The sequence below is a fragment of the Arthrobacter sp. AG367 genome (assembly GCF_007828995.1).
In the GTDB taxonomy this organism is placed as follows: domain Bacteria; phylum Actinomycetota; class Actinomycetes; order Actinomycetales; family Micrococcaceae; genus Arthrobacter.
The window spans coordinates 736,655-756,337 of the sequence record NZ_VIVE01000001.1 but is presented as its reverse complement, the minus strand read 5'-3'; the positions used below and the strand labels follow the sequence as shown (position 1 = coordinate 756,337).

Genomic DNA, 19,683 nt, shown 5'->3' with positions numbered 1-19,683 from the left:
AGGGGATGACATGACCGAGAAGGTCAAGCTGCTCAGCCACGTCGAGGCCATCAACTGGAACCGCATCCAGGACGACAAGGACGTCGACGTCTGGAACCGCCTGGTCAACAACTTCTGGCTGCCGGAAAAGGTGCCGCTGTCCAACGACGTCCAGTCCTGGAACACGCTGACGCCGGCCGAGCAGCAGCTCACCATGCGCGTATTTACCGGCTTGACCCTGCTGGACACCATCCAGGGCACGGTCGGTGCGGTGTCCCTGATTCCGGATGCCCTCACTCCGCACGAGGAGGCTGTGTACACGAACATCGCCTTCATGGAGTCAGTGCACGCCAAGAGCTACTCCTCCATCTTCTCCACCCTGGCTTCCACCAAGGAGATCGACGAGGCATTCCGCTGGTCCACCGAGAACGAGAACCTTCAGAAGAAGGCGCAGATCGTCATGGACTACTACCAGGGTGACGATCCGCTGAAGCGGAAGGTGGCCTCCACGCTGCTGGAAAGCTTCCTGTTCTACTCGGGCTTCTACCTGCCCATGTACTGGTCCTCCCGCGCCAAGCTGACGAACACCGCCGACCTGATCCGCCTGATCATCCGTGACGAAGCTGTTCACGGTTACTACATCGGCTACAAGTTCCAGAAGGGCCTGGAAAAAGTCTCCGAGGAACGCCGCCAGGAGATCAAGGACTACACGTTCGAACTGCTGTTCGAGCTGTACGAAAACGAGGTCCAGTACACCCACGACCTTTACGACGGCGTGGGCCTGGCCGAGGACGTCAAGAAGTTCCTGCACTACAACGCCAACAAGGCCCTCATGAACCTGGGCTACGAGGCGATGTTCCCGGCGTCCGTCACCGACGTGAACCCGGCCATCCTGTCGGCCCTGTCCCCGAACGCTGACGAGAACCACGACTTCTTCTCGGGGTCAGGTTCGTCCTACGTGATCGGCAAGGCCGTCAACACGGAAGACGAGGACTGGGACTTCTAGTTTCTTCTTTTCAGGATCCGACAGCAAGGGACTCCGCACGCTTTGTGCGGGGTCCCTTGCTGTCATATCCGGCAGTTCATTTGGCATCGAGGTAGGTACGAAGGAATTCGTCTCCCGCAGATGGTGGTTCCCGAAAATAGTCCACGGTCCCCCTCACCGCGGTGGGCATAGGAGGATATGGATGTTGCCGTTCTGTGGCTTGCTGCCCCAACGAACACGGCCAGTGAGGTGCTTCCCAGTCCTGATGTTCGCTTTTGTATCTCCGCCCTGATGGTGAAATCCAGCCGGGCGGCTCGTTCTGTGATGCGGGGGTCGGTGTCCAGCCGCTGGCGTGTTTGAGTCTGTGGTGCCGGGGACAAGGCTGTCCCAGGTTGCTGATCCCGGTGGTTCCGCCGTGATGCCAGGCCAGGAGGTGGTCTGCTTCGTTGTCCAGGGACTGGTTGCTGCACCCGGGGAACGGGCATCTGCCGTCGCGCATTCGTAGCCAGTTCCGCATGGCCTTCGTCAGCCGGTAGCTTGTGCGGCCGATTTCCAACGGGGCCCCGTCCCGTGGATCTATGAGCACCCGATGGAACGAATCCGCTCCATTGGTTAGGAGATTCCGGGCCATGGAGGCAGGGATGGGTCCGAACCCGTCCAGCGTGGCCGGTTCCTCTGTCAGCCCCAGCAGTGAGAAGACGGGAACGGTGATCAGGACCTCGGCCCGGGGCGTAGGGACATCGGCCATGCCGGGTCCTCCGGCCTCAGCCCCGCCGCCGCTGATGCCGTTGTCGCTTCGCAGGACTGCCGCAGCAAATACGTCTGCCCGTAACTGGGTGAGCGTCCGGTTCTCGTGGGGCCCTTGCAGGCCCCGGGCGATGGCGGTAATGCGGTTCCAGATCGCAGCCGCCTGGTCCGCGGGCAGGTAGGCAGACACCCGCGCCATGCCGTCCTGCTCCGGGGTATATTCCAGGCACCTGTCCCGCGCTCCCTTAGCATGGCGTTTTTCGATGCTGTCCGGGTGGTGCCGTTCGCGCCAGGTCCTGGCCTTCCGCCGGAACCTGAAGGCGGGCATCTCGCCGGCCGGGCAGCCGCGGGCAGGATTGGCCGCGTCAGCGCCGAGGAAGTGTGCCTCGAGTACCCGCGCTGCGTCACAGTCAAGGGTGGCGGTCTCGTCCACCATCACCCTGGCGTGTTGCCACGAGACAGTTCCCGCCTGCAATGCTGCCAGGGTGAGTGGCAAGAACGTAGCCAAAGCATGGGATTGCTCCAACAGCATGCCTGCAGCCCGATCGCCGATGGCCAGTACACAGCCCACCTCGGCCGCTATTGCCATTTCCTGCGCCTGGACGGGCATGTCAGGAGGCGCGGCAGATCGCGCGGAATCCGCATATCTGGCCGTTGCCTCCGCCTTCAACGCAGCGACCCGGGCCTCGGTTCGTGAAATTCCGGCAAGGATGTCCAGGCACCCGTCAGCGACGGCGGCCAAGGGGTCGGTGTGCTGGGGGAACCCGTTACGGGACTCAGCCACCTCGGCGCGGAGCAGGGCAATCGAGGCGTCGATCGCCTCAAAAGCCTTAACCACCGCTTCGCTTCCCATGTACTCATCATCCAAGGGGGGTGTGACATTTTGCGGGCCACCACTCCGCGCCAACAACCGCACTTTCAGCACGCACTCTCGAAAAGCTTTGCAGGCATCCACCGCGTGTATGACCTGCAACGGCGCGGTCTGGCATATTTGGAGCCACTAGCCGTTAACCGGAAGGGGAACCACGTGGGTGCATGGGGCTACCTGCCGTTTGAGAACGACGACGCGCTGGACTGGCTGGACGAGCTGGAGACCGGAGGGGTCGACGTCGTGCGCCAGGCGTTGGCGAAGGCAGGTCACAGGTATGTCGAGGCACCCGAAGGGGCTGTCGCTATCGCCGCCGCCGAAGTGACCTCCGCCAGCCAAGGCAACCCGCTGGGCGATCTCCCGGAGACCGTGGCGACCTGGGTGGCTGCCCGCGGGGCAGAGGTCACCGCCGAAGACGTGGAGATGGCACTGGAAGCAGTTGAACGGGTTGCCGGGGAGAAGTCCGAGCTTGCTGAACTGTGGGACAACGCTGACGAACCGGAATGGCGTGAATCACTTGAAGACCTCAAGGAACGGCTGCGGACAGCTTTGCGGTAGACCCGCCAGTTACCGTCCAGGCTCCCTGGCATCAGACTTCAGGAAGAGTGCAGGTATGCCCGTCGGCGTCCATGGGATAACCGCAGAGCGGGCATGCCGGACGCCCGGCACCCACTACCTCCCGGGTCCGTTTGGCGAATGCGCGGGCGGTGCCCACCGGCATCCGCACCAGCAACATTTCGGCCACGTCAGCGGCGTTCCCAGCAAGCAATTCGACGTCTTCATCAGCACCGACTTCAATGATCGGGTAGGCCTCTATCACAACCTGCGCCGTTGTCGGGTCCCAGCCCAAACTCATGGCGCCGGCCCTGAACTGCTCCTGGACTGCCTCGAGCTGGTCATTGTCGACGAGCTCGATGGGAGTACCCGTGGGAACACTGAAGGGATTGCCGTCAAGGGCGATGAGCTCGTCGAGGATTTCGTCAATCTTTTCGGCGAGCTGGGCAGACTGCTGCTTCTCCAGTGCGATGCTCACAATTTGCCTACCTGCACGTACCTGCAGGTAGAACGTTCGCGCCCCTGGAACACCAATGGTGCCGATGACGACCCGGTCAGGCCAGGCAAACTCATGAACACGTGTGGGCATGTCAGTAGTTTAGGCACATCAGGCTTCGTGCGCCGTTTGCCCGGCGGCGCCGCCGACCCGCGCATCGCCGATGTTGGTGCCTTTCGAGGGCCACAAAAGAGGTTGCCATCCACCCAGCCTCAACGGAATTCTCGCCGGCCCCGGTGACAGCAGGGGTGATACCCGGTCCGTGGTTACCGGTGCAGGCGCTCACGCCAGTCTGCGGGTACCTTGTCTGGCGGTGCAGGTGCTGGCTGCTCAGGTGGCCTGGACTGGGGATCCGGAAGCCTTGGACCACGGAAGAACTTCTTCGTGGTGTGATCGTAGAACCATTCCTCCCCGGGTTCGAAAGACCGTACGACAGGGTGGCCGGTGGCGCGCGCGTGGGCACTGGCATGCTGCGAGGGAGATGAATCGCAGCATCCAATGTGGCCGCACTGGGCGCAGCGGCGAAGATGCAGCCACCAGCCTTGGCCGTCACCGTTGAGGCAGTCCAGGCACCCTGATCCGCTGGGCTTGGCGGCGAGGCTGATTCCAGGAGGAGGGCGGTTTTCCTCGGGGTCTTCCATTTCATCCCTCCGGTCCTGCTCAAGTTCGGGTCCCTGCTTGCCTGCCGTCGGAGCCATTCTGGCAGAATTCGGGCGCCCCCGGAATGACAGAATCAAGGTAAAACGGGGTCCCAGACAACTCCGTCCCCGGTGGCGAAGGAACGTCCGGGAGGCAAGGGAGAACCCTTGTCCCCAATGTCCTTGCGCGAGTATCGTGAGCGCCACCGAACCATAGAACCGGAAAGACGGCGGCCATGGATGACCCGGTTCCGATCATGTTGATTGCCACCACCGACGCGACCTCCCGGCGCATGCTCGGAGATGAGTTGCGCCGACGGTACGGTGCCGATTACGAGGTGGTGGCCTGCGACGGCCACGCCCACGGACGGGCGGTGCTGGAGGGGCTCCGTCGCTGGAACCGCCAGGTCGCCCTCATTCTCGGGTGCTACGGTCCGGCTGACCGCGGGGGACTTGATTTCTTGCGGCGTGCCTACGGCTTCCACCCGGCCGCCAAACGCGGTGTTGTGGTGACATGGGGTGACTTCGAAAGCGCCCCGACTGTGTTCCGGGCGGTAGGGCAGGGGTACGCCGAGCTGGTGATCATACGTCCGGAACGTTCACGCGACGAAGAATTCCATGGGGCGATAACCGACGCCCTTGATGACTGGCAGTTGGCCCAAGGGGTGGGGTTTGAGGCGGTCCGGCTGATCGGGGACATAGGCGACGAAAGGACGCATACGCTGCGCGACTCCCTGAGCCGGAACCACATCCCGGTGGGCTTCCACCCAGCTGGGTCCGAGACGGCGGAACGGACGCTGGAGAGCCTGGGCCTGCGCCATCCCGCGTTGCCGGTCCTGGTGCTGGAGTTCACTGCTTCACCAGTTGTCCTTGAGAACCCCAGTGACCTGGAGATCGCCGAAGCGATGGGGGTGACGCGGCCTCCTCCGGCGGACAAGATCTTCGATGTGGTGGTTGTGGGAGCAGGCCCCTCCGGTCTCGCGGCCGCCGTGTATGCCTCCTCCGAGGGCCTTTCGACCATGGTGGTGGAGGGGGAGGCTGTGGGAGGCCACGCCGGCACCAGCTCGTTGATCCGCAACTACCCTGGCTTTTCACGCGGTGTGAGCGGCGCCCACCTGGCCTACCGTTCATTTCACCAGGCCTGGACTTTGGGCGCTGACTTCCTGTTCCTGCGGAAGGTGGCGGGGCTCAGCGCGGACGGCCCGCTGTACACTGTGTCGATTTCCGATGGGAGTGCGGTGCGGTGCCGCGCAGTTGTGGTGGCCACCGGTGTGGACTACCGCCGCCTCGGCATACCCCAACTGGAGGATCTGGTGGGCAGAGGCGTCTTCTACGGGGCCACAGTCTCCGAAGCGCCGTCGATGGCCGGAAAGCATGTCTGTGTCGTGGGGGGCGGCAACTCGGCCGGACAGGCGGTTCTGCACCTTGCGAGGTATGCGAAAAAGGTAACGCTGCTGGTGCGTGGACCCACCCTGTCCGCCAGCATGTCGGAATACCTCATTTCCCAACTTGAAGCCACCCGGAACGTCGCGATCCGCTTTGGCACCGCAATCGTGGGGGCCCGGGACCAGGACGGATTCCTTGCCGCCGTCAGGGTCGCCGCATCCGGAGCAGCCGAAGCAATCGCGGGCGAGGAGATCGAAGCGGGCGGCTTGTTCGTGCTGATCGGTTCAGTGCCGCGGACCTCCTGGCTGCCCGACACCGTAGAGCGTGATCCGGCCGGTTTTCTCCTTACAGGTGCCAGGGCTGTCAGTGACGCCGGGATGGACAGGGCTCCGCTGGCGCTGGAAACCAGCATGCCCGGCATCTTCGCGATCGGTGACGTGCGGGCCGGTTCCATCAAAAGAGTGGCCACCGCAGTCGGGGACGGTGCCACCGTGGTCTCAATGCTTCACGCCTACCTGGCCGAAAACCCCCTCCCGGCCTCGCCCCCTGCCGCTGGCGGGCCGGCCGCACCCGAGGAGCAGCCCGGTGATGTCCGCTTCAACTGAGGCCATTCCACTGATTGCACCGATGCGGTGGCTGCTCTACGTCGCTGCATTCCTGGTGTTTCTTGCCGGGCTCGTGCTGTTCGTGTTTCCGCTCCGGACCGATGAATTCTTTGCATGGACGGTCAATCCGCCCATGACGGCGGTCTTCCTCGGGGCGGCATACTGGTCGAGCGCCGGCTTGGAGGTGGCGGGCGCCCGTTCGGCAGGTTGGGAGTCGGCGAGGCTGGCAGTATGGCCCGTGTTCGTCTTCACGACACTGACCTTGGGAGTCACCCTGCTGCATCTCAACCGCTTCCACCTGTCACCGGACACGGCCCCCACCGCCCAAATAGCCACCTGGGCGTGGCTGGCAATCTACGCCATCGTGCCCGTGGCAATGGCCGTCACCAGCTGGATGCAGATCCGGTCCCGGCGTCCTGCCCCCAAATCCGTAACGGCGGGACTGCCAGTGCTGCCGCCTGCGCTCCGAATGCTCATGGTGGGTATTGCCGGGGTGCTGCTCATTTACGGCCTGGCACTCCTGGCGGCACCCATTCCTGCCGCGAAGTGGTGGCCGTGGCCACTGTCCGAACTCACTGCGAGGGCGATCGGGGCGTGGCTGATCGGTCTTGGGTGGTCTGCCGCGCAGGGCCAGTCGAGCCGCTACCTCCATACCGTCCGGCCCGTGGCCCTGACCTCCGTTGTCTTCGTCATTCTGCAGGCGCTTGCCTTGCTGCGGTACGGCGGTGCCCTGGCATGGCAGAGCGCCCCCGCAATCGGCTTCGTCACCATGCTTCTTGCTATTGGAGTTGCCGGCGGATGGGCACTCGGACTTTCCCGTTCGGCGACTTCTTCCCGGGGTCCCGTTCCATCTGCGTGAGCCTGATCGGCAGCGCTGAAACCTCAGCGCAGACTCATCAGTCCTCCCGCAACAGCGGAGAGGCGCCGGGAGGAGGCAAGCCCGAGGTGATACACGTGCAGTTCCCTGGCTCCCGCTGCACAAAGCACCTGCCACTCGCTTGCCAGCCTGCCGCCGTCGGCCGTCTTCGGCGGCAGCGCCAGGACATACGCACCCACCCGCAAACCGGCGGCCAACATGGCTTCGACCGTCACGGCGCCTTCGCTGGGCTCGCCCCAGCAAGGTACGACGGCGGTGAGGTCACCCCGGTGCCCCCAGAGCCTGCTCCTGCGGAGCGCCTCCACCGGAACGAAGGGCCCCGTGGCCCAGGGGTCCGGCGTGGCGTGCAGCGACAGCCGGGGGCGGGAGCCGGTGGCTTCGATCGCTGCCAAGCACTCATCCAGCAGCATCGCCGTGGCAGCCCACCGGACCTCCAGGAGGGGAAGGAACGCCGCTGCCCCGGACGCAAATGCAGCTGTCATTCGGGCATCATCGGCCTGCGCGACGGCAGAGCGGACCCGGCTTTGATACCCGGCGGCGGGCAACCCGCGGGCCTCGTACCCGGTGGCGCATGCATCGCAGAAGCACAGCGACAACAGCGCCTGCACCCAGGTTGAGTACTCGGCTCCCTCGGTCTTCTCATGCCGGTTCTGGTGGCTGAAACCCAGCGGACCCGCCGCTTCGAGGATTAACCCATCCGGCTGTCCCATCTCCAGGACTTGGCGCACCAGGGACGCAGCGTAGGAGCGGACCTGAGGCTGCGACGGGCACAGCGCGTACCTGTAGACCTCGTCGAAGGCATTTTGTACGCAGAGGCCGGGGCTGTTTCCGCCCACTGCGCTGGAGTGGGTCAGCACCGTCCACGCGTCCACGGGAAGGCCCTCCGCCTGAAATGCCGCTGCGGCCTCGCCGAATCCGTTCTCCGTCCCGGTCCATTCCCTCGCGTTGCCGGGTATCAGCTGCCGGCCTGCGAAAGCACCGCCTTCCGGAACGTAGAGGGCTGCGGACCGGGCGTCCACGACGCGCCGGGTGGGATGCCGTGGGGTTCCGGCCCGCACCGAGTGGTATGCGGCCGCAAGCGCCACGCGGTCAACGCCGGTGTCCCTGACCCATGACACCGCCTTCGGGTCGCCCAGTACATCCCACGGATAGAGATAGCCGGTAACCTGCATCACCTGCGGACCTACCACCGGGGGAGGGCAGCCGTGAAGTCGGGGACAAAACGCTGCATGTAGCCCGTGTCATCCCGCGCCGTCATGCGGGCGTCCAGGTACTGCTGGTGGAGTTCAGCCAGTTTCTCCCGGTTCAGCTCCACGCCAAGGCCGGTGCCGGTGGGAACCGGCACGCTGCCGTCCACAAACTTCAGGGCTCCGGGCTTGACCACGTCGTTGTGCCCGTTCCAGGGATAGTGGGTATCACAGGCGTACGTCAGGGCAGGCGTCGCGGCGGCGACGTGGACCATGGCAGCAAGGCTGATGCCAAGGTGGGAATTGGAATGCATGGACAATCCTATTCCGAAGGTTTCGCAGATGGTGCCCAGTTCCCGGGTGTGGCGGAGGCCGCCCCAGTAGTGATGGTCACCGAGGATTACCTGGACGGAATCGAGTTCCACACTCCTTTTGATGTGGTCGAAGGCCACGACGCACATATTGGTGGCAAGCGGCATGGGGGCAGCAGCCGCGACCTGGCCCATTCCCTCCAGGCCCGGCGTCGGATCTTCCAGGTACTCAAGCAGCCCGCTCGTTTCGGCCGCCACCCATTTCGAGGTCTCCACCGTCCAGGCAGTGTTGGGGTCCAGCCGGAGCGGAAGGTCCGGGAACGCTTCACGCAAAGCCCGGATAGCTTCAATTTCATGGGCGGGTGGAAAGACGCCGCCCTTGAGTTTGATGGATTTGAATCCGTACTCGGTGATCATCCGGCGAGCCTGCCGGACGATGCCCTCCGGATCCAGCGCCTCGCCCCAGCCGTCGGAAATGGCCGGGCGTCCATCGTGAGCAGGGTGTTCAGCCCACTTGTAGAAGAGGTAGGCGCTGAAGGGGACCTCGTCCCGCACAGTGCCGCCGAGCAGTTCGCTCACGGTCCTGCCCGTTGCATGCCCCTGGATATCCAGGGCAGCGACTTCGAAGGCGGAGAAGACGGCAGCCCGTTCAAAGGCAGAGAGATTTGGGTCCAGCGCCTGGTTGATGAGCCGCTCCATTGTGGAGGTTTCAAAGATACTGACGCCCTTGATGGCATTGGCGCCGGCGGCGAGGTTGTCCAGGCGGCTCTGGCCGCCGGCACATTCGCCCAGGCCCAGGAGCCCGTTGGCGGTGCGGACTTCAATGACCACCCTATGGACCAGGGGCTCGTGGACGCCGACGGCGTTCAGGAGCGGTGGATCGGAAAAGGCGATCGGTGTGATGGTGATGTCGTTGATCGTCAGGTCTGCCGCGGTGGCAGGAACAATTGAGCTGATATTCATGGAAATTCTTTCGTGGAGGGTTGGGGAGGCCGGGCCTTCCCTAGCCCTTGGTTGCGCCCGAGGTGATGCCGCGGATCATGGAGCTTTGCAGGAAGAGGTACACCAGGAGGCTGGGAATCATGGCCATCAGGGCACCCGCCAGCAGCACGCCGGGTCCGACTGTGGTGTCGTTGCGAAGTACCGCCAGTGCCACGGTCAGGGTGTAGTCTCCGGGGTCATTGGCCGCGATGAGGGGGAGGAGGTACTGGTCCCAGACCATCATGAAGCCGAAAATCCCGATGACGCCCAGCGCCGGCTTGCACAGAGGCAGGATGATGGTGAAGAGCATGCGGAACTCACCCACCCCGTCAAGCCGGGCAGCCTCCTCGATTTCCGCGGGAATCTCCTTCATGAATTCGCTCATGATGAAGATAGAGAAGCCCCAGATGCCCACCGGCAGGATGACGGCAAGGACGGTTCCCCGCAAACTGATGCCCAGCAGCGGGAGGTCACCCAACACCAGGGACAGGGGGATGCCGATGATCTCTTCGGGGAGCATCATGGTCATCAGGACCAGCAGGAGGACCAGGGCCTGTCCCCGGAATTTCCTGCGGCTGAGGCTGTAGGCGGCGAACACGGAAACGGTCATTTGGAGCAGGAGCCCGCCGCCGGCCACCACCAGGGAGTTCAGCAGGTAACCCCACAGACCCTGCTGCTGTGCTGCCTGGAAGTTCTGGAGCGTGAATGTCTTGGGCAGCAGCGAAATCTCGGTCGGGCTGGAGTTCCGGTCAAAAGCGCCGGAGATGATGGCCAGGAACGGCAGGGCGAAAATGCAGAACACCAGTGCGCAGAGCAGCATCCGCAGGACCATGTTGGGTCCAAAACGGGGCGACCATCCCAGGGCCGTGTCGAACCTGGCGGAGGACGACGGCCTGGCCGTGCGGGAGTTCTTTCGGGTCAGTGTCTGGCTCATCGTGCTGCCTTCCTTTTGGCCAGGAGCTGGGTTCCAACGGTCAGGAGCAGGGTGGCCACCAGGAGCAGGACTGCCGCGGCAGAGGCCACGCCAATATCGTTCCGCTGGAATCCCAGGGAATACATGCGGGTCATCCACACCTCTGTTGAGCCGGCCGGGCCGCCTCCGGTAAGTACGTACACTTCCGTGAAGCTGCGCAGGCTGCGGATGGCTGCCAACGTCAGGACGATCACCAGTGAAGGACGAAGGGCCGGCAGCGTGATGTACCGCAGTCGCTGCCAGACCGTGGCTCCGTCCACGCCCGCAGACTCATACAGGGAGCGGTCCACCCCGGTAAGCCCGGCAAGGATGATCACCATGTTGTAGGGCGCGCCGCTCCAGATGCCGACGACGGCGATGGACCACAGTGCCGTGTCCGTACCGTTGAGGAACTGCAGCGGGCCGAGTCCTAGCCAGCCCAGGATGCTGTTGAGGGGTCCGTCCGGTGTGGGGAAGTACAACAGGCGCCAGATTTCGCCCACCACAGCCAGCGCCGTGACGACAGGCAGGAAAATGGTGGTGCGGAGGATCCACAGTGACCGTGCCTGCCCTTCCAGGAGCAGGGCCAGAAGAAAGCCCACCACCAGTGCGCCGAGGGTCTGGGTGACGCCCAGGACCACAGTGTGTCCAAGGGCCTCCAAGAAGCGTGCATCCGTCAGCACGCCAACATAGTTGTCGAAGCCGACGAAAACGTCACCCAGGAACGGCTGCACTTTGAAAAAGCTCAGCCGAATGCCTTCGGCCATGGGGATGAATTTGAAGTAGAGGCCCAGGACGGCGGCCGGCACCAGGAACAACCAGATGGCCATGGTCTGTCTGCCGTTGCGGCGTTTGCTGCGGGGGGCCGGTGGCGCTGACTCCGGCTCCGCCGTCAAGGCACCTGCCGGTTTCGTTGGTGTTGCGGTCATGACTTGGCGTTCTGGCTTGTCAGTTCGTTGGTGATGGCCGAGTCGAGATCCTTAAGGCCGGACGCCACGTTATCCGCCGCGCAGTCCGAGAAGATCTTGTTCAGGGATTCGGCGGCTGCCTGCTTGATCGGCACGAAGTTGATGGCCGAGGGGAAGGACTTTGACGAGTTCTTCAGCGCGTCCTGGACGACGGTCCACCGGGGATCGTTGTAGACGGCGGCAGCATCGACGTCGGAATTGACGGGTACGCGGACAATCGGCTGCTTGCCGGCGGTCATGCCCGCCTTTTGCCCGTCGGCGGACACGAGGTAGTCGATAACCTGCTTTGTCTGGTCCTTTTTGCCGTTGGTGGCAGTGACATAGATGTTCTCGCCTTCGGCCAGGACTGTGTTGTCCACCGAACCCTTGGGAGTTTCGATGACTTCGTACCGGTCCTTGCCCAGCGCCGTATCAAACGAGGAGAAGTTGTAGGGGCCGGTGAGAATGATCCCGGTCTTTCCGGTCTGGAAAAAGGGTGACGCAGCGCTGGTGGCCGCCGTCAGTGCGCCCGGCTGCGTGCTGCCGGGCGTGCAGAACTGTTGCTTGATCCAGGTGACGCCTTTCTGGCTTTCACTGCTTGCGGCGGAAGCGGTGTACTTTCCGTTGCCGTTGTCCTTCAGGTAGGCGCCGCCGTCCTGCCAAAGGTACGATGAGGCCCACCAACCCAGGTATCCACGTTCGGTGGATCCCGGAACGGTCATCCCGAAAGTGTCTGCCTGGCCATTTCCGTCCGGGTCCTGTGTAGCAAATGCGGTGGCCAGCGCCGCGAGGTCTTCCTGCGTCTTGGGAACGGGGAGACCCAGCTTCTCGCGCCAGTCCTTCCTGATCATGGTCACCATCGTCTGGCGAGAGAACGGGACCCCGTAAGTAGCCCCGTCCTGGCCCACTGCCTCATTCCACAGGGAGTCGGAGATCTTGTCGCCTCCGTCCACCGCTGACTTGTCCAGTTTCTGCAGGTAGCCCTGGGAAGTGTAGTTGCCAAGAGCCGCGGAGTCGTTGATGACGATATCCGGAAGCTTCTTGGAGGCCGCCCTGGTCTGCAGTTGCTGGTCCAGGTCCGGCACCCCCTGAAAGTTGACCGGGATACCGGTCTTTGCCGTGAATTCCTTGAACAGCGCCGCGTAGGTCGTGGAGGCGTCGGTGCCGGCGCGCGCCCAGACCTCGATGGGCTGGCCGTCATCCTTGGCCGCAGGGGCGGACGACCCGCTGCCACAGCCCGTCAGCAGGGTGGCTGAGGTCACCGCCAATGCCAGAGCCGCACGGGAGCGTGCCTTGAGCTTCGAATCCACTCTGATTCTCCTTTTACATATATGAACATCTGCTATCATGTGAAACATACTTCATGAGAGTATGATTAGCATCACAGGCTGTCAACCATTGGAGGAAACTTGCCGGCAGCACAGAAAGCACAGGCGATCGCCATGACGGGTGGTGCCGGCATGATGGCCACGTTGCTGCGTCCCTACCTTGCTGATGCCGGATATGAAGTCCGGCTGCTGGACCTAGTGGAAGCCCGGAATTTGCGTCCCAACGAGGTTGCCCTGGTGGGATCCGTAACTGATCCAGATTTCATGAACACGTCCCTCAGGGCCACATCCGGGGTTGTCCACCTGGGCGGACTCCACCGGGAAATGACCTGGCAGGAAATCGTTGCCACCAACATCACCGGCACCCAGGTGACGCTGGAAGCAGCCCGCCGCAACGGCGTCGAACGCGTATTGCTGGCCAGTTCCACGCACGCCGTGGGCTTCCACGACCTTGCTGATGCCGCGGCGGATGCTGTACTTCCGCCGCGGCCCGATACGTACTACGGGGTCAGCAAAGTGGCCGCGGAAGCGCTCGGCAGCCTGTATGCGGACAAGTACGGAATGAAAGTGGTCAGTGCCCGGATAGGTACCGGCGGCCAGCGCCCGGGCAACGCCAGGACCCTTGGTTCGTGGCTTTCCCCGGCGGATTCGTTCAGGCTCGTGGAGGCGGCGCTGAACGACCTCGGTGCCCCGGGCCATCACGTGGTGTGGGCTGTCTCGGCCAACACCCGCGGCTGGGCGAACCTCCAGGCAGGACGGCGCATCGGCTACGACCCGCAGGACGACGCGGAGCTCTATGCCAATGAGGTCGATACTTCCGGGGGGAACGCTGAAACGGGACTCCTTGGCGGGTTTTGGGCCAGCGATGGTCATAGGGTAGGTATGGACAACTACCCGCACCTGGCCGCGAAATGAGCTGCCGCAGTCCGGTGCGGCGAAAGGGGGAGCGGTAATGGCACCGCTGGATGTACAGGCCGGCACGCGGGGGGACGCGCCCGGCGACGTCAAACTGGTCAAGTCCGCAGAGCGGACCATCGCCATCCTTGAGCTCCTGGCGTCCGCTCCGCAGCCGCTCACCACCGCCGAGATCTTCAAGCAGACCGGGTATCCCCGTTCCAGCCTGCACTGGCTGCTGTTGACGCTCCTGGAGCTCAACTGGATCGAGCAAACACCGGAGGGCGCCTATAGGATCGGCACGCATGCCCTGCTGTGCGGTACGGCGTACCTGGACAGGGATCCGGTGATGGAACACGTTTCGGCCATTCTGGAAAAGGTCCGCAATGCCACGACCTTCACTACCCACTACGCCCGCATCGACCGGTCCGACGTCATCTATCTTGCAACCCGGCAGGCTGTAGACCGGCGCCGGCTGTCCTCAAGGGTAGGGCGCAAGCTTCCGGCCCAAGTGACGGCCCTGGGCAAAGCCATCCTCTCCGAGTACACGGATACGGAGGTCCGGCAGCGGCTTGGCGGCGGGCCCTATCCCCAGCTGACCCCGAACAGCGTCCCTGATTTCGAGGCGCTTCAGGCCGAGCTGACTGAGTTCCGGAAGACGGGCCATGCCATTGAGTGGGAGCAAAACACTGTGGGGCTTTGCTGCGTTAGCGTGGTGGTTCCGTACCGCATCCCCGGGACGGACGCCATGAGCTGCTCCATGCCGGTGGAACTTGCCACAGACGACGTCATCGCGAAAACCGTGGAGACGCTCCACTCAGCCGCAGGTGAACTGGCCCGGACCCTTCGTGCCGCGGGGATCCGGTAGGTCCGGAGTCTGAGCCCAACCGGGCACTTGCGCGACACGAGCAGATCGGTAACCGCTAGTCTGAAACCATGACGATGGGGGACACGGCGCAGGAGCCGCTGGTGCACATTCAGGACTTCCGGATGGACTTCGGGGACACCACGGTCATCCGGGATCTGTCCTTCGACGTGCACGCGGGGGAGACGTTCGGTTTCCTGGGGTCCAATGGATCCGGGAAGACCACCACTTTGCGGGCGCTGCTGGGCATCTACCAGCCCACCGCGGGGATCCTGCACATAGGGGGCAAAGCCTTTGAGCCCCGCGACGGGGCCCGTCTCGGATACCTGCCGGAAGAGCGCGGCCTGTACAAAAAGGAACACGTCCTGGATGTCATGGTCTACTTCGGCCGGCTCAAGGGCCTGTCCAAGGCCGCGGCCCGGTCCTGGTCCGGACACTATTTGGAGCGGGTGGGTCTGGCCGACAAGGCAAAGTCCCGGTTGGACAAGCTCTCCAGCGGCCAACAGCAAAAGGTCCAGTTGGGCGTGACGATCATGAACGATCCCGAACTGCTTATTTTGGACGAGCCGACCAAGGGCTTTGACCCCGTGAACCGGCGGCTGCTGATGGACATTATCGAAGAGCACAAGCGGGCCGGCGCCACCGTCATCATGGTCACCCACCAGATGGAAGAAGTCGAACGGCTGTGTGACCGGGTAATCCTGCTCAAAGACGGAGTCTCCCACGCTTACGGGACGGTGGAAGAGGTCCAGGAAGAGTTCGGCGGCACCGTCTACCGGGTCACCCACGACGGACCGTTGCCCGCATCGGCACTGTTCGACGTCGTCGACGACGTGGACGGGGTCGCCGAACTGGCGCCGCGCCCCGGGTCCAGTGAGGCCGCGGTGCTGCGCGAGCTGGTCGAAGCCGGGGCCGTGGTCCGGTCATTCACGCCGGCCCGGATCTCCCTGGATGAGATCTTCATCAAGGTGTACGGCGAACAGCACGAACTGGCGGAAGGCTGAACAGGGCATTGGGACAGCACAACCTTGGGACCGTGATCGCGTTCGAGTTCTTCCGGACCATCAAGAAACGGGGCTTCGTCATCGCAACCCTGGCGCTGCCGGTCATTCTCATCATTATCTTCGCCCTCGTGTACGCGTCCAACGCCAGCACAAAGGACAGCGCCGCCGCCCAGAAGAGTGCGACGTTCGCTTTCATGTACACGGACGCCTCTGGAATCATCATGGCGTCTGCCGCCGAGTTGGCCGGCGGAACAACTGCCAGCGACCCCGAAGCCGCGATCGCTGCCGTGAAGGACGGCGCCTCGGAGGCATACTTCGCCTACCCTGCCGATCCGGCCAAAGAGCCGGTGAAGGTGTACGGTGCGGACAAAGGCACGTTTGAGAACGACAAGTACGAGGCCGTGGCCAAGCAGCTGCTCGCGGTCTCGGCCCAGCACCAAGTCGGCTCACCCCAGCTGACGGCGGCCCTGACCGGGACCGTAAAATTTGACTCCGAAATATTCAAGGACGGCAAGGCCGCCGCGGGCGTCGGCGGGATCATTCCACCACTGCTGTTCCTGGTCATCTTCTATTTTTCGATGATCCTTCTTTCGAACCAGATGCTGAATTCCACCTTGGAGGAGAAGGAAAACCGGGTCACTGAAATGATCCTGACCACCCTAAATCCAACCACCCTGATCACCGGCAAGATCATCTCGCTGTTCGCCGTCGGCCTGGTCCAGATCCTGGTGTTCCTGGCCCCGGTCGGATTGGCCTACCTGTTATTCCGGAACCGCCTTGCCCTGCCCGAGGTGGACCTGTCATCCCTGGTCTTCGAACCCGGCCCCATGATCACAGGGGCCCTTCTCACGCTGGGTGGATTCGCCGTCTTTACCGGGGTCCTGGTGGCTATAGGGGCGATCATGCCGACCGCCAAGGAAGCCGGGACCGTCTTCGGCCCGCTTGTGGCCATGATGTTTATCCCCTTCTACACATTCAGCCTGATCATCTCCAACCCGGGCGCGCTGATCGTGCAGATCTTCACCTACTTCCCGCTGACCGCTCCGGTGACCGCCCTGCTCCGCAACGGGTTCGGCACCCTGAACCCAGTTGAATCCGCCATCGTCATCGTCGAACTCTTCGTCGTCGGCCTTATTATCCTGCGGCTGGCTGTCCACCTGTTCCGGTACGGGTCCATCGAATACGGCCGGAAACTCTCCATCGCCGGAACCTTCCGCCGCCACGACCTGGCCACCAAGTAGGCGGGGCGGGTGGCAGGCATAGCGTAGGGAATCTGGTCCCCTGCGGTGCCGAACACATAGGATGCGAATTCCACTACTGATAGAAAGAATCCCGTGAAGCAGAGTATTTTCGCCCGCGTGGCCCAGTTGGCCAAGGCAAACCTCAATGCCCTCCTGGACTCCGCGGAGGATCCGCAGAAAATGCTGGACCAGATGGTCCGGGATTACTCGGAGAATATCCGCGAAGCCGAGGCCGCGATCGCCCAGACCATAGGCAACCTCCGGATGCTGGAGGAGGACCACAAACGTAACGTCGCCGACGCCAACGAATGGGGCCGCAAGGCTCTGGCCGCGTCCAGGAAGGGCGACGAGTTCCGGTCCGCCGGCAACCTCGCCGATGCGCAGAAGTTCGACAACCTCGCCAAGGTTGCCCTGCAGCGGCAGATGGCCGCCGAGAAGCTCGTGAAAGACGCCGTACCCGGGCTTGCGGCCCAGAACGAAGTGGTCGACAAGCTCAAGGGCGGGCTCGACCAGATGAAGGGCAAGCTGCACGAGCTGACGGCCAAGCGCAACGAGCTGGTAGCCAGATCCCGGACGGCGGCCGCGCAGTCCCAGGTCCACGATGCCCTCAAATCCCTGGACGCCGGTGATCCGACGTCGGCCATCGGGCGGTATGAGGAGCGGATCCGACGCCAAGAGGCCACCGTTCGCGGCCAGCAGGAACTCGCAGCCTCATCCCTCGATGCCCAGTTCGCCTCCCTGGAAGACCTCGGAGAGCAGACCGAAGTGGAAGCACGTCTGGCCGCCCTCAAGTCCATCGACCGGAAGGCCATTGACTCCCAGGCTCCTTGAAGCCCCGGGATCCCGCCGGTCCACCGTCGGGGCATGGCTGACTGCTGGGCCGCGGCCGCCAGGTAATACCGGGCGGTCGCGTCAGGCCGGCGACAGGTCGCCGTCGGCAGCAATGTGCCATGCCGTTTACGTTATGGCCCCACTGCCAGCGGAGCCTTGCGTCTCCACGCTCTGGGCTGCCTGCCCGACGTCAGCCGGCAGCCGGCGTCGGGCTTTGGCCAAGGCAACGAGCAGGGTCAGGACGGTGCCCAACCAGGCAAGCCCGGCGAGAAAAACCAGCCCTATTGCCGCTAAGGGGTGCATGGCCAAAGTTTAGGACGGCGCAACTGGGAGTTGCGGAAGCAACTCCGCACCGAAGAGCCGAAAGATTGTACAAGCCACCCATGGGTCGGGGCTGGGGCGGCCTGGTTCGGGGCGGTGCGCGGCTGGCCAAGTGGAGCCGGCGGGCCGTGATAAACAGGGCAAGCCAGGCGGCACCAAACACGTAGGGGGCGAGCACGCAGGTCAATCAGGGGTGGCTGGAGTGCACCCCGACACGACGAAGGGCGCGCCCCGTTCGCTGAGCGCGCCCTTCCCGTAAACGGTGTCAGTGCTTGAATGCGTCCTTGACCTTTTCGCCGGCCTGCTTCACATCGCCCTTGGCCTGGTCCGCCTGGCCTTCCGCCTTCAGGCTGTCATCGCCCGTGGCGTTACCGGCAGCTTCCTTGCCTTTTCCGCCCGCTTTCTCGGCAGCGTTTTCAATCTTGTCGCCTAGTCCCATGGTGTCTCCTCCTCTGGTTGGCAGCCGTTCGCATTCGGCTTCGCTCATAATAAGCATGCTTACCAATGGGTTGGCAAGTGATGGGTATCCACAGCAGCACCGGCCGGGCAACAAGGAGGCGTTCCGGAAGCCCCGCCTGAGGTGGGGACTTTGGTCCCTGTGTTCCCGGTGAAGGGCGGGGTTTACTGGTGCGTTGGGACAGGCGAAGCCTGTCTGCAGAGCGTTGTGGCTCTGCAGGACCGAGCACGGAGATGCCCCGCTAATGAACCTCAAAGACCGTTGGGACCGCCTTGACCCTGCCACGCAGAAGTGGCTGATCGACAACCCGGGGTGCCAGATGCTGCCCAGGACCATCACGGCGGTGATCTCGAAGGAAACCGGGGAGGACCTGGCCACAGGGCAGCACGGGCAGGCGCTCGTCTCCGGTGAGGATCACGACTTCATCCGCTCGAAGATAAAAGGCGCCTCCATGGCCTGACAAGGGCTCTTAGCTCTCACCGGGCAGCGCGCTCCAGCCGAACGGATCGTCGCCCGGGGGAGGCCGGGGATGCTGACGGCGGGCAGGGGTGACAGCCTCAGCCGGTCACCCGTACTCCGGCAACAGCTCCCGTCCAGGGTGCGTCTCCCGCCGCGGGCAGGGACAGGTGTGCGGAAACGTAGCCCTGTTGAAGCGTGATGACTTGGGACGTGGACCCTGGGCAATCCACTGTGAGCTCGACGGGCCAGAGTATAACCTTGGGATTCTCCTGCCGGATGAAGACTTTGGCGTTGGCAGCACCGACGCACGCAGCAGTGACCGTGTACGTGCCCGCCGCGGGGACTTCTTCCGTCGTGCCAAAGCCCCTGCCGGGGCCGTCCAGCGGACCCTTTTGAAAAAGGAGAACCGGGCCCTGCACGGCCAGGAGAAAGCTGTCCAGGTCCTGGTAGTTTCTGGCCTCCCGCTCAAGGACCAGGGGGTCAGTGGGACGGGTAGCGGATGCCGTCATCCGGGAGGGTTCAGGTGCGGCCGTGCGGTCAGCTTCGGCTGCCGGGGCGTGTGCCGGATCGGGGAAGTCATAGGAGCACCCTGCCGTGCCGGCTGCCGTTACCAGCAGGCACAGGGGAAAGGCGAGCCGGCGCCGGAGGCCTTTCGTTTCCACGGTTCCATGGTGGCCACGCCCGCGGTTCAAATCAACCACGACCCTGCGGAATTCGCCTACCCGGCCCGGCCGTCTTCTCGGCGGCAAGGCGCACCACGGAGGTATGA

General features: G+C 63.7%; 21 protein-coding genes. 10 read left to right on the top strand and 11 right to left on the bottom strand.

Annotated features, from left to right (window positions below):
* Nucleotides 1-10: 10 nt before the first annotated feature.
* Nucleotides 11-985 carry a class 1b ribonucleoside-diphosphate reductase subunit beta gene (gene nrdF / locus FB478_RS03470; protein WP_018769429.1) on the top strand — a complete coding sequence of 325 codons (975 nt, stop codon included), beginning with the start codon at nt 11-13 and terminating at the stop codon, nt 983-985.
* Nucleotides 986-1,061: 76 nt separating this feature from the next.
* Here nrdF and FB478_RS03465 read toward each other — a convergent pair whose 3' ends face one another.
* Nucleotides 1,062-2,564: an HNH endonuclease signature motif containing protein gene (locus tag FB478_RS03465; protein ID WP_144599796.1), complete on the bottom strand. Its 1,503-nt coding sequence runs from the start codon at nt 2,562-2,564 to the stop codon at nt 1,062-1,064.
* Nucleotides 2,565-2,738: 174 nt separating this feature from the next.
* On the opposite strand from FB478_RS03465, the gene FB478_RS21040 reads away from it, so the two are divergent.
* Nucleotides 2,739-3,137: a DUF4259 domain-containing protein gene (locus FB478_RS21040; protein ID WP_018769427.1), complete on the top strand. Its 399-nt coding sequence runs from the start codon at nt 2,739-2,741 to the stop codon at nt 3,135-3,137.
* 31 nt (nt 3,138-3,168) lie between these two features.
* Here FB478_RS21040 and FB478_RS03455 read toward each other — a convergent pair whose 3' ends face one another.
* Together FB478_RS03455 and FB478_RS03450 are read right to left on the bottom strand one after the other, a co-directional pair.
* Nucleotides 3,169-3,723: a DUF3090 domain-containing protein gene (locus FB478_RS03455; protein WP_056390609.1), complete on the bottom strand. Its 555-nt coding sequence runs from the start codon at nt 3,721-3,723 to the stop codon at nt 3,169-3,171.
* 173 nt (nt 3,724-3,896) lie between these two features.
* Nucleotides 3,897-4,271, bottom strand: a complete 375-nt coding sequence (locus FB478_RS03450; protein ID WP_082581721.1) for a UBP-type zinc finger domain-containing protein — start codon at nt 4,269-4,271, stop codon at nt 3,897-3,899.
* Between the two features lie 233 nt (nt 4,272-4,504).
* On the opposite strand from FB478_RS03450, the gene FB478_RS03445 reads away from it, so the two are divergent.
* On the top strand, nt 4,505-6,259 hold the full coding sequence (locus FB478_RS03445; protein WP_144599794.1) for an FAD-dependent oxidoreductase: 1,755 nt from the start codon (nt 4,505-4,507) through the stop codon (nt 6,257-6,259).
* Nucleotides 6,243-7,118 (top strand): hypothetical protein, encoded by an 876-nt coding sequence (locus FB478_RS03440; protein WP_056390603.1) that lies wholly within the window; start codon nt 6,243-6,245, stop codon nt 7,116-7,118. The genes FB478_RS03445 and FB478_RS03440 overlap by 17 nt, the downstream gene beginning before the upstream one ends.
* A 23-nt stretch (nt 7,119-7,141) precedes the next feature.
* Here FB478_RS03440 and FB478_RS03435 read toward each other — a convergent pair whose 3' ends face one another.
* The 5 genes from FB478_RS03435 to FB478_RS03415 are packed head-to-tail and all read right to left on the bottom strand — an operon-like array spanning nt 7,142 to nt 12,824.
* Nucleotides 7,142-8,308 (bottom strand): hypothetical protein, encoded by a 1,167-nt coding sequence (locus FB478_RS03435; protein WP_144600039.1) that lies wholly within the window; start codon nt 8,306-8,308, stop codon nt 7,142-7,144.
* Nucleotides 8,309-8,319: 11 nt separating this feature from the next.
* Nucleotides 8,320-9,597: a glucarate dehydratase family protein gene (locus FB478_RS03430; RefSeq protein ID WP_144599793.1), complete on the bottom strand. Its 1,278-nt coding sequence runs from the start codon at nt 9,595-9,597 to the stop codon at nt 8,320-8,322.
* A gap of 40 nt (nt 9,598-9,637) precedes the next feature.
* Complete coding sequence (locus FB478_RS03425; RefSeq protein ID WP_018769423.1) at nt 9,638-10,549, bottom strand: carbohydrate ABC transporter permease; 912 nt, start codon at nt 10,547-10,549, stop codon at nt 9,638-9,640.
* Nucleotides 10,546-11,496 carry a carbohydrate ABC transporter permease gene (locus FB478_RS03420; protein ID WP_056390598.1) on the bottom strand — a complete coding sequence of 317 codons (951 nt, stop codon included), beginning with the start codon at nt 11,494-11,496 and terminating at the stop codon, nt 10,546-10,548. The genes FB478_RS03425 and FB478_RS03420 overlap by 4 nt, the downstream gene beginning before the upstream one ends.
* Nucleotides 11,493-12,824 carry an ABC transporter substrate-binding protein gene (locus FB478_RS03415; protein ID WP_144599792.1) on the bottom strand — a complete coding sequence of 444 codons (1,332 nt, stop codon included), beginning with the start codon at nt 12,822-12,824 and terminating at the stop codon, nt 11,493-11,495. The genes FB478_RS03420 and FB478_RS03415 overlap by 4 nt, the downstream gene beginning before the upstream one ends.
* Before the next feature lie 99 nt (nt 12,825-12,923).
* Between FB478_RS03415 and FB478_RS03410 the strand changes: the two genes are divergently transcribed.
* The 5 genes from FB478_RS03410 to FB478_RS03390 all read left to right on the top strand — a co-directional run bounded on the left by FB478_RS03410 (nt 12,924) and on the right by FB478_RS03390 (nt 17,677).
* Nucleotides 12,924-13,757: an NAD(P)-dependent oxidoreductase gene (locus FB478_RS03410; protein WP_082581728.1), complete on the top strand. Its 834-nt coding sequence runs from the start codon at nt 12,924-12,926 to the stop codon at nt 13,755-13,757.
* Between the two features lie 37 nt (nt 13,758-13,794).
* A complete protein-coding gene (locus FB478_RS03405; protein WP_142072631.1) occupies nt 13,795-14,604 on the top strand; it encodes an IclR family transcriptional regulator in 810 nt (269 codons plus the stop codon).
* A gap of 74 nt (nt 14,605-14,678) precedes the next feature.
* Entirely contained in the window at nt 14,679-15,605 is a 927-nt protein-coding gene (locus FB478_RS03400; protein WP_018769418.1) for an ATP-binding cassette domain-containing protein, read from the top strand.
* An 8-nt stretch (nt 15,606-15,613) separates the two neighbouring features.
* Nucleotides 15,614-16,846, top strand: a complete 1,233-nt coding sequence (locus FB478_RS03395) for an ABC transporter permease (RefSeq protein ID WP_056390591.1) — start codon at nt 15,614-15,616, stop codon at nt 16,844-16,846.
* Nucleotides 16,847-16,939: 93 nt separating this feature from the next.
* Nucleotides 16,940-17,677 (top strand): PspA/IM30 family protein, encoded by a 738-nt coding sequence (locus FB478_RS03390; RefSeq protein WP_056390588.1) that lies wholly within the window; start codon nt 16,940-16,942, stop codon nt 17,675-17,677.
* A gap of 126 nt (nt 17,678-17,803) precedes the next feature.
* On the opposite strand, the gene FB478_RS21035 is transcribed toward FB478_RS03390, so the two are convergent.
* On the bottom strand, nt 17,804-17,980 hold the full coding sequence (locus FB478_RS21035) for a hypothetical protein (RefSeq protein WP_018769415.1): 177 nt from the start codon (nt 17,978-17,980) through the stop codon (nt 17,804-17,806).
* A 283-nt stretch (nt 17,981-18,263) separates the two neighbouring features.
* The gene (locus FB478_RS03385; RefSeq protein ID WP_018769414.1) at nt 18,264-18,437 is read right to left on the bottom strand and encodes a CsbD family protein; all 174 of its coding nucleotides are present in this window, start codon (nt 18,435-18,437) and stop codon (nt 18,264-18,266) included.
* A gap of 262 nt (nt 18,438-18,699) precedes the next feature.
* Between FB478_RS03385 and FB478_RS03380 the strand changes: the two genes are divergently transcribed.
* The gene (locus FB478_RS03380; protein WP_018769413.1) at nt 18,700-18,915 is read left to right on the top strand and encodes a hypothetical protein; all 216 of its coding nucleotides are present in this window, start codon (nt 18,700-18,702) and stop codon (nt 18,913-18,915) included.
* A 97-nt stretch (nt 18,916-19,012) separates the two neighbouring features.
* Here the strand turns inward: FB478_RS03380 and FB478_RS03375 are convergent, their stop codons facing one another.
* Nucleotides 19,013-19,576 (bottom strand): hypothetical protein, encoded by a 564-nt coding sequence (locus FB478_RS03375; RefSeq protein WP_056390585.1) that lies wholly within the window; start codon nt 19,574-19,576, stop codon nt 19,013-19,015.
* Between the last annotated feature and the right edge of the window lie 107 nt (nt 19,577-19,683).